Below are 14,255 nucleotides of genomic sequence, written 5' to 3' on the forward strand. Positions count from 1 at the left end.
GTCGCTTTGATGGTAAAGTCGAAAATTAACGCATAACAACAATAAATATTCGCACTGACATAATGCACCCAGAAAATTTTAATAGCGGCAGTGATCAAGGGCAAAATTTGACGACGATGGAAGCCTTCAAGCATTACGAAATTCGCCATTGTATCGATGCAGATACGCTGTCACCGGTGTATGAGGCTTGGGACACAAAACTACATCGGGTAGTTGCGATTAAGCGTCTAAGTAATCTTGGCGGTGAATTTGATGCTGTGCTCAAGCAAGCCAGAACTGCTGCTGGCTTGCTGCATGCAGCTTTTGTCAAAATTCATGCATTGGAAGAAGTCGATCACGATATTTATATTGTGATGGAAATGGTGCAAGGACAAACACTTGGTCAGTGGATGAAAGAGCATCAAGGCCAAGAAAATCTTGCCTTAATCCATATCAAGCAAATTGCTGCTGCATTGCAAGAGGCGCACACAGCCGGACTTATCCATGGCGATCTTCAACCAACGAATTTAATGGTGGATGCCGCTGGCAAAATTCGTATTTTAAATTTAGGATTCACAACACATTACGACCCACACGTGGTGAAAAATGTGGCAGAGATTGATCCGCAAGCAAGCATCGCTTATCTTGCGCCTGAGCGGTTTTCTGAGCAAGCGGCAACTGCTGCGAGTGATGTCTTTGCGCTAGGAACGATCTTGTATCAGATGCTGCTTGGAGCAACACCATTTAGCAATTTACGCGGCTTAGTCTTGGTGGCAGCGCAAGCGCAAACTGCGTCTGAACAATGGGCTTGGCCAACATCGGTTTCGTCAGCCTCGCGTGATTTAATTTTAGGTATGACCAAGCGTGATGTCAGCAAGCGTCTTAACTGGCAGCAAGTGCAGGATGAATGCCAAAAATTGGTGGTAAAAGAATCTCCGTCCAGCAGTGTGAGTCAATCGAAAATCCATGCGCTACAGTTGCATTTAGACGCACAAGCCCGCCGTCGTCGCTGGCGTTATGGCTTGGTGTTGGCTGGTTTGCTATGCGTTGGTGGCATGGTGATCTGGCAGGCCAAGCCAAATTGGGCGCAAATCGCAAAGGCACTAAAGCCTTACTCAGAATCGGTAGAGCTAGGACAAGGAATGCAAGCCTTGGCGATGTACGATAAGCTAGGTAAGTTAGATGAAGCGACTGCACACTTTAATACCGTGCTGGAGCACGACGCGAATAATGCGCGTGCGGCGGCAGGGTTGTCGATTGTGTATAGCTATCGCTTGCGCAGCAATAGTCGAGATGTTGTGTGGCGCGGACGTGCTTTGGCAAGTGCCCAGCAAGCGATCAATTTGAATCCTGATTTGGCAATTACCCAAATTGCTTACGCGTTGGCGTTAGACCCGCACGGTCAATTTGATACGGTGATGGCTGCAGTGCAAAAAGCTAAAAAAATGGAGCCGAATAATTTATTGGCTTGGCAAACTGAGGTACGTACATACTTGATCGCGCGTCAATTTGAAGCAACTATAAAAAGTGCAGATTCCGCTTTAAAGCTATTTCCGAATGATTGGCTAATTCCCAACTTGAAGGGGATCGCTTATATGAATCAAGCGAAATATCAAAATGCCGAAGCTATATTCAGGGGAAATGTTAAAACGCATCCCGATGTGATGCTCTCTTATAATTTTTTATCAATGGCGCTGGAATATCAGGGTCGTATAGAAGAATCTTTGCAGGTATTGCAGCAAGGCTTGCAGGTCCGTTCTGATGTGAATTTATATGGGCGTTTGGGTGAAATTAAGTTTAGTCAAGGCGATTTTGTGGCGGCTGCAGACGCACAGGAAAAAGCGGCCCTCGGCAATCCGCAAAACTATGAAAATTGGGTTGGTCTCGCCAATGCTTTGATTCAGTTACCTGATAGAAAGGTAGATGCAAGAAAAGCCTATGAGAAGGCACGCAAATTGCTAGAGGATAGGCTGGAGCAACGTCCGAGTGATGGATGGCTGATGGTAACAATCGCAATGATTCATGTACGTCTTGGTGAGGGAAAGACATCACTTCCTTTATTGGATAAAGCATTGGCACTTGCACCAAATAATCCAGATGTACATTTTCAAGCTGCTTGTGCATACGAATTAATGGGGTTGCGAACTAGTGCGTTAGCAGAAATCGACAAGGCGAAACAATTAGGTTTTAGTGAGGCAAAGATTCGTAGCGAACCGATTTTGAAAGAGCTACTTAAAAATATGTAACAGTTGGAAATTAAAGGTAATGACCACAAACAAATACGCTCAATGTCGCTTTATTGGATATGCAATACCAACCGGACCTAGTCAAGATAAATTAATTTTGTCGAAGTATTTGGTGGGTAATTATCTTGGCGCGACAGATGTCTTACAAGACTTATCGGCGCGTATCGCGATCTTAAAAAATGCAGTCGATACCGCTAAACAGGCATTGCCGGCCGATGAAGACACGCAATTGGTGAATAATATTTTCATGGCGCCCGAGTTTTATTTTCATGGCCCTTTGGGACCCTATATTTATCGTCATGTAGAGGAAGATCCGGCTGAACTTGCTTTGAAATTGTTGGCGAAGACTTTCAATCCTCAGGACTATCCTAATTGGACTTTTGTGTTTGGCACGATGATCAGTGCGAAAGTCGCCAATATCGATGCGGTGTTTCAGTCACCTGCGGTACAGATGCGTAAGCGCTTGGTGGAAAGTTTAGCTCTGAATGCAGAAGCTGAGTTTGGTAATGCGCGCAGTGTTACCGAGCAGATTTTGAATAATACAATTACCGACTTACGTGTGAATCCTGCGGTTGAAGTACGTGACCGCGCTTTAGTGTTCAGCAATTTGGGTCTGCAATTACCAGGTAAATCCCAAGCACATCAATCATTAACGACCGAGAAGTATTTCCTGTCACCGATTGATTTTGTTTTGTTTGAAACCAATAATCAAGATGTTATTACCGAAGAAATGGTGGCTTATCCGTACATCGATTTATCCGATGGCGATGTGAAGAAACATGTGCATGATAGTCACGCAATTTTTAGCCAGAATTTTGGAGAAAATAATGTTCCATCTACGGTTAACTACGGCATAGAAATTTGTCTCGATCACGATGACGCGCGACTCAGAAAAAACATGAATCGAGAGAATTTGCCGATAACAAATACCACGCTACAAATCCAACTAGTACCTTCGAGTGGATCTGTGATCATGCAGCAATGTGTGGTTGTGGGGGCAAACGGATTTGTCTTTAATGTTGATGGCTGGTGCGCACTCGATAATAGCGTTACACCACAAGCCGATAATGTGGCTGGTGTACAGTCTGTCTATACCAACTATACGTCGACGCAAAATGGAACCCAGTACAGCGCGCATACACAATTGGCACAAGTGAAGAATCCGGCACAAGGTTGTGACCCGAATAAATATCCAGCAGATTTTCAATTTTTGAGCACTGAAAACGTGATTAGCTTGAATGTTTCTGAGCCGATTTTAGAGGTAGGAAGTTTCAGTGATTATTTTGCTGGCGGTTATGGCTCGATACAAATTTATGGCGGAAATATTCCTTATGATTTGTTATCTGAAGAAATTCGATGAAGAAATTAAATAGAGTAGTCTTTTGATTTAATTAATTTGATTTACGAGCATAGCGGTAGCAGAAATGAGTAATTAGAAGTAGTAGTGTCAGCGAGGATGTATCTTATTTTTTATTGTGATTAAAAGGAAAATGAAATGAATGCAGTGGAATTTCAAAACGCATCACTAGCGATGACAGGTTCTCAAACTATTGAGAACGGACCGACGTCCGTTGGGTGCTCTCAAACTTGTGATACTGGACCAACGTCCTCGGGATGCTCTCAAACTTGCGACGGGCCAACGACGGTTGGATGTTCTCAAACTTGTGATACTGGGCCAACGTCCTCAGGATGTTCTCAGACATGCGATGGGCCAACGACGGTTGGGTGTTCTCAAACTTGTGATACTGGGCCAACGTCTTCGGGATGTTCTCAGACATGCGACGGACCAGAGACGGTTGGGTGCTCGCAAACTTGCGATACTGGACCTACGTCTGTGGGATGTTCTCAAACTTGTGCTTCAGAGCTTATGTCCTCCCGTCAAAACTTTGTCGCACCTGCTCAGAATCGACATCAATCTCAAGCGTTTCAAGCGGCACCTGCTTTCCTCTGTTAATCGTTATGTGAAGACCTGTTTGCTATCCTTGGTTTTTAGTGGGTAAATAGGCATTGCCTAACACCTGGTAAAACCCGAAGCAAAAAATGCTTCGGGTTTTCTATTTGTTTCGAGTGTTTCATGTGCTTTGGGTATTTCAGTTTCTATTTTTTCATGAATCTATGTTTTTAACCGCAGCCAATCTAGTCCATTATTTAACTGCCCGAGGTTTTGTTTCACCCTGTGATGTAGTTGATGGACAGTTCAGCGTGATCGAGGCGGGCCAGCATAATCGTAATTTTAAAGTTTTGTCCGGCGCACGTGGCGGAATCTTTGTGAAGCAAATTCAGGCCATCGATAGGCTTGCGCAAAGTTCGCTCTTAAAGGAGGCGCAGGTCTATCGATTGGCGCAAAAATTTCCTGAATGGGCGGCATCGATGCCGGTATTGTTGGACTATGATCAGACCAGACATAGCCTGATTTTTGAGCTTATATCTGACAGCCAAAACTTGCGTGAATACTATTATCAGCAAAATACTTTCCCCAATTCACTGGCCGGTTTATTGGCAGAGGCACTGAGTTGTTATCATCGACTTTCATTTGACGTGAATGCATTGGATGCGACGATTCCTGATTTGCAAAAGAAAATCCCTTGGATTTTTACTTACTATAAAAAATCTTATTTTCCACCAAAGTCGTTGAGTGTCGGTGCTGTGCAATTTGCAGAGCTTCTTCGTAGTAAGCCAGCACTCACTGAGCATTTGGACAGATTATTCGAAACATGGCGTTTTGAAACTTTGATCCACGCTGATTTGAAGTGGGATAACTGTTTGATTTATCACGATGCTGGTCAGCCGAAATTAAAAGTGATTGATTGGGAACTGGTCGAATTTGGCGACAGACGTTGGGATGTCGCTTCGGTATTTCAGGCCTACCTGTCACATTCGATCATGCGCCACTACCGAGATCAATCGCAAAAGCGCGAACAACTTTTACAACATACTGTCGATAGCATGCCAATGATGTTTGCCAGCATTGACACTTTCTGGCGAGCGTACTGCGATGGTATGCAACTCGCTGTGCAAGACCGTCCATTACATTTACTGCAGTGTTTGGAGTTTTCTGCGGTCAGAATGTTGTGTACCGCATTTGAATCCTTGCATGGTGCTGCGGAAGTGAGCCAACACGCGCAAGCTTTGGTGGAATTGAGTCAACAGATTTTAGATGCACCTGCACAAGCGGCAGTGAATTTGTTTGGTTTTGCGGAGGAAAATTAATGAAGCAAAATCCAGAACGAAACACTGCGTCAATCTCTGCGTATCCTTTGCGTGCGCAATTAGAGAAAATCTGTCAAAGCGTGCAGATAGAAGCTATTGATACTTTCACTTTGGCGGGAGCACAGTTTGTCATACATTCCGCTTCTCAGATCCCGACTAACGAAGCACCTACGAGTCACGCAGCTTCGACTTTGCAATTGATTGAAAAATTAGCCGGCCAACTTTATGAGCGTTGTTACGTACGTCATTTATACAGTGCTGAATACGCGTCGGAGGAAGACAGTAACGCAAAAAATCTCGACGAAAATCTGACAACTTTATTCCATGCCGCCAATGATAATAAAGATGGCTGGGATCCCGGCTGGCAAATTTATCAGACCGGTGGTGAAGGGCGATTGTTTGTGCAAAAAGGGGATCGCAGTCGCGCTGTGATGGCGGGTGAATATAGCACCTATAAATGGCCGGGCGTCGCGCCAGTGGCTGGAGATTTTGTCAGTGTGCGTATGTTTGCTGGCAGTACCGATGTACAACCTAGTTTTTTCTTCGCCTTTGGACGTACTTTGTCGGATCAGTTTGATGAATATGCGTTGGTACGTTTTTATTTTCATGTGAGTGCGGAGCAAGCACCCAACTTGATGGCGCAAATCACTGCCAGTCTCAATCGTTATCAAATCCCGTTTAAGTTCAAAGCCTTGGTACAAGCACAGTTATACACGCGCACCGATGCCGCAGTTTTGTATATCGCACGACGTTATTACCAGATTGTGGCGACACTGATTATTGACTTGCAGCGAGAAGACTGTATCTATTTGAAAGAGGGTAATCCCTTGTTTTCACGTACGCTGATTCCCGGTGTGGGCATCGCAGAAGATCCTAAAGCGGGAATGAGTTTCGGGATGCATCGTTGTAATTTGTTAGCCCAAGGATTTGTGAATGCTTGGCAGTTGGGCAAGCAAGATGGTGAGACAAAAATCCACGCGATAGAGGAAGTGTTTGTAGCGCATCAACTTGATTTGGATCGCGCTTATTTGAATCCTGGCTCCACGGATATTTTCGAAACCCAATTATTTGATAAAGAAACACAATGGTAGAGCGAGTCGATCTGAAGTCTGCTGAATTGAATTCCATACACCATTCCTTGTATTTGGAAATCGCCAATCGTCTTGGCAATGCCTTATGTCGTGATGCGGTTTGGGATCAAGCACGATGTAATTGGTTGGGCTGGGCACAGGAAATGCACGGACAGCGCATGAGTCCTGTATACAAGGCTTGTGGCGCGGATTTGTATGGTGGCACTAGCGGTATCGCTTTATTTTTGGCAGAGCTTTACCAATTCACACATGACCGTCAACAATTACGTACTATCGAAGGCGCGGTGAATCAGGCGTGGTCAATTTATGCACGATTGCCGGTGAACTCCCAGCACGGATTTTATTCAGGTGCTACCGGAATAGCATTTGCTTTGATACGAATTGGTGAATTGTTACAGCGTGATGTGCTGATCGAGCGTGGGTTTTCCATCTTGCTCAATTTACGCGATGTTCCTTTAGACGTAAAAAATATCGATGTGATTTCTGGCAGTGCTGGTGCGATTCCGGCATTGCTGTATCTCGCTAAAAAATATCAGCGTGAAGAGCTGACTGAGTTTGCGCAGTTGCACGGACGCCATTTGCTGCAACTCGCTGAGCATGGTGAACATGGTTGTTCATGGTCCACCATAGGCGCTGCGGTGCAGTCGAATTTGACTGGACATTCACACGGCACAGCAGGAATCGCCACGGCTTTGTTGGAATTGTATGGCGTCACGAGAGATGTGGAATTTCTGAATATTGCGCAAGCAGCTTTGCGTTATGAGCGCCATTGGTTTGACCAAGGGCAATCCAATTGGGCAGACTTACGTCGATTCGCCCAACGTGGGCAAATAGGTCAAGTCGGCCAAGACGGCATCACTTGCAGTATGGCTTGGTGTCACGGTGCGCCGGGGATAGGATTGTCGCGAATCAGAAATCGGCAACTGTTGATGCAAACATCCAACGCGGAAACAAGCGACTCAGGCGCAATTGAGCAAGACTTGGAAGCTGCTTTACATTCAAGTTCTGCTGCCTTGATGCAGGCTTGGTTGCCAGGTAAGCTTAATTATTCTTTATGTCATGGTGCGGCTGGCAATGCAGAATTGATGATCATGGCGGCAAAAGAATTGCAAGATCCTGCGTTGATGGCGGTCGCAGAAAAAGTGGCGCAAGATGGTCATAACTTTTATGTCAAACAAGGTCTGCCTTGGCCTTGTGGCAATGGTGGTGTGGGCGAATCGCCAGGATTAATGCTAGGTACGGCAGGAATCGGCTATTTTTATTTACGCATGTACGATGTGCAAAGCGTCCCATCTATCTTATTGCTTGGGGCTGAATGAGAGGAATCTTGGCTGAGGTGTTGCTTTCGTATTTTTTGCGTTGTGAAAAATGTGCAGCAAGTTGTTACGATAAGATCAGCAAGCATAATTCGAGGTAGAATCAAACGCTGATCAATCTGCTCAGCGCTCAGGCTGAAATACATGCATGTTTGCCTCATCTGCTCAGTTCCAATTGCCCGAGAACTTACAACACTATCGCGTTGATGCTTGCGTTTTGAATACAAGTTTGCTGAGTGTTTATCAGGCATGGGATAGTAAGTTACAGCGTGCAGTGTCGATGCATATTATTCGCCAACAGCCGCTACACCCCGAGATCCCATCCAGCCCAGTTATTCTTGGTAGTAATGATCAGGATATCTTATACCTGCAGCGGGCGCGCCAGGGAGCTGCTTTGCAACATGCTGCTTTTATCCGTATTCACGCTTTAGAAGAGTTTGATCATCAATTGATCTTGATTACAGAAGCAGTCAAGGGAGAATCTTTCGCAAGCTGGATACAGCAACATGCAGGTCAACGAGCAATCGCTCTCAAGCAGGTGATACATCTCGCCTCTGCCATACAGGAAGCGCATGCTGCAGGTTTAGTCGTTGGCGATTTACGTTCTGCAAATTTGTTAATGGATAACGCAGGAGTTGTGCGTGTTCCCAGCCTCAGTTTGGTTTTGCATCAAACGACCACCTCCCACAGATTAGACCTGACTGATGATCCGCACGACGAACTGCGCCATGATGTATTAGCTCTTGGACTATTGTTGTTTGAAATGATGACTGGGCAGATGCCAGATCTGTCGCGAACATCTTTGCAGGATGCAGTATTTCCTTGGCCTGAAAAACTGCCGCAAGATCTGCGTGAACTTATTGTCGCAATGACAGATTTGCAGCAAGAGCAGGGTCTTAGTTGTCAGCAAGTCGCAGAGCGTTGCCGTCATTTGCTCTCGCAAGACTCTTCTTCGTCTAGCGCTGCCCAACTAGACTTGCGTCATTTGCAGCAAGAATTTTTGCATCAAGAATTACAACGCAGTCAGCGCCAACGTCTAGGCTACTGGGGCATGATCGCCGTGTTGATGGTGTTGATCGTGGGTGTCAGTGGATGGCAACTGAGACCTTATTTTCCTCAGTTAGTCAAATATCTGACGCCTTATTCCGAATCGAATGAGATGGCGCAAGCTGCGCGTAATTTAACTGAATACACCTATAAAACCGATGCAAAACTGCTTGATGTTGCGGAAGCGCATTTGAAGAAAGTCTTGGAACGCAACCCAGAACATGCAGCCGCTGCGGCCTATATGTCGATTTTGTATTTGTCCAAATACAATGCCGAGAAGCGTGATGAAATCTGGTTTCAAAAAGCCAAAGCTAGCGCGCAACAGGCAATGGCACTGAATGCTGAGTTGGCGATGAGCTTGGTTGCGAATGCAAGAATCTTGCAATGGCATCATCGTCTTGAAGAGGCGTTGGCGATGATAGTGCGGGCACGCCGTCTCGATCCTGAAAATTTGTTGTCTTGGCATACCAATGTCAGTATTTTGCTGGAGATGCGGCGTTTTTCAGAAGCGATACCGTTGGCGATGCAAGGTGCTAATCAGTTTCCCTTGGATCGCTACTTGCTCGACTTGCAGGCAGGCATGTATGTGAGTCAGAAAAAATATGCCGAGGCTGAGCGTGTTTTACAAAAGAGTTTGCAGCGTCAACCAGATTCACCGTTGGCCTATTCATTATTAGCGGAATGTCTAACAGCGCAAGAACGCAATGCAGATGCCTTGCAAGTGATTCAACAGGGTTTGCAAGTGCGTCCGAATGCGAATCTGTATGGCGCGTTGGCGAATGCTAAGTTTCGCGTTGGGGAATATGCTGATGCTGCCGATGCATTTGCACAAGCTGTGTCACCGGACAAGGGTATCGCAGGCAGTTATCTGCGTTGGTTCGAATATGCAGAGGCACTAATGTGGGTTGCAGGGCGTGAGCCAGATGCTAAGCGAGCTTATCAGCGTTCTTTAGAATTATTGGATATACGCTTTAACCGCTCCCCTGATGATGAAACCCTGTTGTCGATCAAAAGCATGATCATGGCGCGACTCAATGATTTTTCCCAAGCCAGAGTGTTAGCGAAGCGTACAATGGCCCTTCAATCTGAAGATCCGTACGTGCATTTTTGGCTGGCCTATACGTTTGAATTGTTGCATGAAAGGGAGCAAGCATTAGCCGAAGTGAAACTATCAAAACATTTTGGTATTCCTATGCGTATGTTAGATACGCATCCGGGTTTGCGTGATTTACGGGCTGATTCGCGCTACGCGGGGTTGTGATAGTCGTGATAAAAACTTTTCCATGCTGATGCATGTTGCTTGTTGTTCTGAGCGCGAGTCTACGTGTTTCTGTATTGAAATTCGTTTAGAATACAGAACGTAGTCTTTTCAACCGGATTTAGTTATTACTCTTCATGTCAGCAAGCAAAGACAATGCCTCACAACCTGAACAATTATTGCACTATCAACTAGGTAAAAGCTTGGGTGAGGGTGGGTTTGGGCATGTCTATCAAGCTTGGGATGCTAAGTTACATCGGCAAGTCGCTATTAAATACTTAAAAAATATTGCGGCCAGTGTCGATCTGATGAAAGAAGCGAGGCTGGCTGCATCTTTGCAGCATGCTGCATTTGTGAAAGTGCATGCCTTAGAGCAGACCGAAGACAGTCAAGCAATTGTGATGGAATTAGTACCTGGTCGTACCCTACGGCAGGTACTTGAAACGCAGACTCCAAGTATTTCTCATGTCATCGATATTGTTCTGCAAGTGGCGCAAGCGATGCAAGAAGCGCATGCCGCCGGATTGGTTCATGGCGATTTAAAACCTTCCAATTTGATGCAAGAGCCAAGCGGCGTGGTGCGCATTCTTGATTTTGGTTTAGCTATTCAGGCAGATCGAGATGTCACCACTTCGCTGGTGCAATCTGATCCGCAAGGAACCATTGCCTACATGGCTCCCGAGGTCTTGACTGGAACTAGTTTACGTCCTAGTTCTGATATTTATGCACTGGGTGTCATCTTGTACGAGATGTTGACCGGTGCACGTCCATTTGCCAATTTATCTGGTTTGGCATTGGCCGCAGCCTTAATTCAATCAAATTCTGATCAATGGCCATGGCCAGATCATTTGCCACAAGTTCTGCGTCAATTAGTTCGGGCAATGACAGCACGTCAGCTTGAACATCGCGTCGCCAGTATGCAAGAAGTCGCGCATCAGTGTGCACAAATTGCCGCGATTGATGCGCCGTCTTTAAATTCTGGAACATTCAATTTGGCGGCGCTCAATTTGACATTGTCGACCATGCCGCCACAAACGAATTCGACGATGAGTTTGAAGCGGGTCTTGCAACGCTGGCGAATGTTGTTTGCTATTTTGTTGACTGTCGCGGTGTTATTTGGTGTGTGGTATTCGCAACCGTATTGGACACAATTACGTTCCTCGATGGCGCCGTATTCCGAAGCGCGAGAAATGCAACAAGGTCTAGAGGCATTTTCGAATTTTGATCGATTTGATATGCTCAATCGTGCAGAACAACATTTCTTGAAAATCTTAGAGTATTCACCTCAGCACGCTGCCGCTGCCGCCAGTCTTTCCATGGTGTATAGCTATCGCTATTTACAAGATGAAGAAAATCTCTACTGGTTGGACAAAGCGCAGAGCCTCGCGCAAAACGCGGTGAAATCCAACGATTTTCTGGCATTAAGTCACGTCGCGAATGCAAAAGTGCTGGGATTGAAAGATCAATTTGATGCTGCTTTTGCGGAAGTCGAAAGGGCGATTGCACTCGATCCGAATGGCGTATTGGCTTTGGGTGTGAAGAGCGAGCTGTTAATTCGGGCACAACGTGCGGATGAAGCTCTAGGCTTTTTAAAGCAGGCAATTCAACGGTTTCCTTCCGAACGTTTGTTCGCTGACCTGATGGGACAGATTTATCTTTTAAAGAGCGATTACAAAGCGGCGGAGGTAGCGTATGGCCTTAGCTTGCAAATCAAAGCGGATGGAAGTGCTGCGTATCTGGGTTTGGCCGATGCCTTGATGATGCAAAATCGCGTCGAAGAGAGTCTGCAAACTTTGCGAGCAGGGATCAAGCTTAAACCGGGTGCTGAGCTGCACAAAGCATTGGGAAATAGTTTGTTTTCACGCGGTGATTATGTGGGTGCTGCCAGCGCATTTGAAAGTGCAGTGACGGCAGGCAAAGGTAATCCGGATGATTATTTAGCCTGGGCAAAGTTAGGCGATACCATGTCATGGCTGCCTGGAAAATCCGATGTTGCTAAAACAGCTTATAGTCGTGCTCGGAATCTATTGCAACCACGTATGAAAAATAATCCAGACGATGCAGATTTGCTGTCGCGCATGGGTTTGTATACCGCGAAGTTAGGTGAAAATGCAGAAGCTTTTATGTATATTCAAAAATCACTTGAACTCGCTCCTAATAGCGCAGAAGTACAGTTCCGCGCAGGTGTCAGTTTAGAAATGATCGATATGCGGGCACCGGCTTTGGTGGCAATTGCACGCGCCAAAGAATTGGGTTATTCCGTAAAATCCATAGAGTCTGAGCCAGAATTAGTCAGCCTGCGACGCGACCCTAAATACTTACGTTAGCGTGTTGTGCAAGGATCTCTTTGATGCAGTGGTGGATAGGCGATAGCGTCTTCGTATTTTCGACGATATCGGTAAATTGGATCGTGCTAATTCAAGGACATGAGATATTACGGCTTCATTTGTACGCAAAGGCCCCTTAGGTTTCTTGGGGTCTCTGCTTTTCTTACTTTTCCCTGCTGTTAATCAATCATCAATTAATCAATCCAGCCCAAGCCTTTTAAATGTCGGCGTAATGCTTCGCTCGGTGTTTTCAATTGCGCAGCACATTGTTCGACATGATTGTTTGCTGCTGTCAGATATTCTCGAATCTCTTCCGCAGGAATTTGTTCAACCCGGCGAATCTGCGAATTTGCTTCGATCAATTTGTACATCGATGGACGTGAAATTCCTAAATCGTCAGCAGCATATTGAATAGTCCAACCGTGTCTATGCATGGCGTCAACCACATCTTGCTCTGTTAAATCGCGTAATTTTTTACGTTCAATATGACTGTTTTCAGTGGATGTTGCTGGTGGTGTTATCACCACTGGCGCTGTGACATTGTTCTGTGCTTTACGTAACTCCGCGCTGGCTGGTGGTGTATTCTTTGGGCTCTCCACCATATTCGACAGATGTGGATATTCACCCATCTGTAAAGAAAGTAAGGCGCGTTTTAAGACATTGCTGAGTTGGCGTATATTGCCAGGCCAATCGAAATTAAGCATATCGCTGATTAAACCAGGTGGAATTAATCCCAGATTTACTTGTGCAAAATCTGCACGCTTCGATAGATGGTTGATTAACAGACCGATGTCTTCACGTCGACTGCGTAGTGGTGGAATGCGAATGATGAAACTTTCTAAACGACGCACTAAGGCGTGGTTGAAATTGGTGTGATACAAATCTTGATCGGTTGCGGTGATGAGCCTTGCGGTAGAGCGCGCATCTCGGGTCGCACCTAAAGGACGATACTCACCGTTTTCTAAGACACGCAACAGCATAGGTTGTACTGGCGGTGGGGTATTGCCGATCTCGTCTAAAAAGAGGGTTGAATTTTGTGCTTCACTAAAGTATCCATCACGACTGTTTTGCGCACCTGTATAGGCGCCTTTGTTGGCGCCAAACAAATCCGCAGCAGCCAAAGACTCGTTCAATGCGGCCATATTAACCGAGACCATTTTTGCGGCTGCTCGTTTGCTTAAATTATGAATTGCCTGTGCCGCGACTTCTTTACCTGTACCTGTTTCGCCCAGCAGCAAAACGGTGTTGTCGTTGGTTGCCGCTAAACGAATTAAATCTCTGGTCAAGATCGCGCTACTGCCTATCCCGATAAAACCATCAACAGGATTATGTTTTGGCAGACAACGCATCCAGTGCAGGCAGATAAAAACTGCGCGACCTAGCGTGATGATGATGCCAGTGTCAACTTGTTCGGGACTAAGATAGCTAGGCGTTTTGATTTCTTCACCGTTCACTTCCACAACCATTCGACTATTCGGTGGGCAGATGGTGATTCCATCGCTATTGTCACGCACGATGCGTAAAGGATCGCGAGAGACGCCACCATGACCAATCGGCAGAGCATCACCATGCATAGGGCGAAATACCGGAGAGAAGCGACTCAGCTCTATCACTTCTGCTTCAGTATTGCCGATGAATTGCTCGCCAATTCGGGTGGGGTCTGGATGCCAAGCAATCGTCAGGCTGAGTAAAGGACGACTATTGGCCGTGGTAAAGGCCAGTGGCGAGGTGATGGTGTAATCAGCGTTAGACATTGGAGATAACGTAAAAAGCGGTTAATT

General features: G+C 45.9%; 8 protein-coding genes. 7 read left to right on the top strand and 1 reads right to left on the bottom strand.

What is annotated here, in order from left to right; all coding sequences use genetic code 11:
* Positions 1-62: 62 nt before the first annotated feature.
* The 7 genes from H8K33_RS08215 (at position 63) to H8K33_RS08245 (ending at position 12,474) form a co-directional block, all read left to right on the top strand.
* A complete protein-coding gene (locus H8K33_RS08215; RefSeq protein WP_186890547.1) occupies positions 63-2,225 on the top strand; it encodes a serine/threonine-protein kinase in 2,163 nt (720 codons plus the stop codon).
* 19 nt (positions 2,226-2,244) lie between these two features.
* Positions 2,245-3,585, top strand: coding sequence for a hypothetical protein (locus H8K33_RS08220; RefSeq protein WP_186890548.1), 1,341 nt, complete (start codon positions 2,245-2,247; stop codon positions 3,583-3,585).
* Positions 3,586-4,340: 755 nt separating this feature from the next.
* Positions 4,341-5,435: an aminoglycoside phosphotransferase family protein gene (locus tag H8K33_RS08225; RefSeq protein ID WP_186890549.1), complete on the top strand. Its 1,095-nt coding sequence runs from the start codon at positions 4,341-4,343 to the stop codon at positions 5,433-5,435.
* The gene (locus H8K33_RS08230) at positions 5,435-6,526 is read left to right on the top strand and encodes a T3SS effector HopA1 family protein (protein ID WP_186890550.1); all 1,092 of its coding nucleotides are present in this window, start codon (positions 5,435-5,437) and stop codon (positions 6,524-6,526) included. The genes H8K33_RS08225 and H8K33_RS08230 overlap by 1 nt, the downstream gene beginning before the upstream one ends.
* A complete protein-coding gene (locus H8K33_RS08235; protein ID WP_186890551.1) occupies positions 6,520-7,845 on the top strand; it encodes a lanthionine synthetase LanC family protein in 1,326 nt (441 codons plus the stop codon). Before H8K33_RS08230 ends, H8K33_RS08235 begins: the two co-directional genes overlap by 7 nt.
* Positions 7,846-7,990: 145 nt before the next feature.
* A complete protein-coding gene (locus tag H8K33_RS08240) occupies positions 7,991-10,150 on the top strand; it encodes a tetratricopeptide repeat protein (protein WP_186890552.1) in 2,160 nt (719 codons plus the stop codon).
* Positions 10,151-10,284: 134 nt separating this feature from the next.
* Positions 10,285-12,474 carry a serine/threonine-protein kinase gene (locus tag H8K33_RS08245; protein ID WP_186890553.1) on the top strand — a complete coding sequence of 730 codons (2,190 nt, stop codon included), beginning with the start codon at positions 10,285-10,287 and terminating at the stop codon, positions 12,472-12,474.
* Positions 12,475-12,668: 194 nt separating this feature from the next.
* On the opposite strand, the gene H8K33_RS08250 is transcribed toward H8K33_RS08245, so the two are convergent.
* The gene (locus H8K33_RS08250) at positions 12,669-14,228 is read right to left on the bottom strand and encodes a sigma 54-interacting transcriptional regulator (protein WP_186890554.1); all 1,560 of its coding nucleotides are present in this window, start codon (positions 14,226-14,228) and stop codon (positions 12,669-12,671) included.
* Between the last annotated feature and the right edge of the window lie 27 nt (positions 14,229-14,255).

It is taken from the genome of Affinundibacterium amnicola (assembly GCF_014284275.1).
GTDB classification, from domain to species: Bacteria; Pseudomonadota; Gammaproteobacteria; order Burkholderiales; family Burkholderiaceae_D; genus Undibacterium; species Undibacterium amnicola.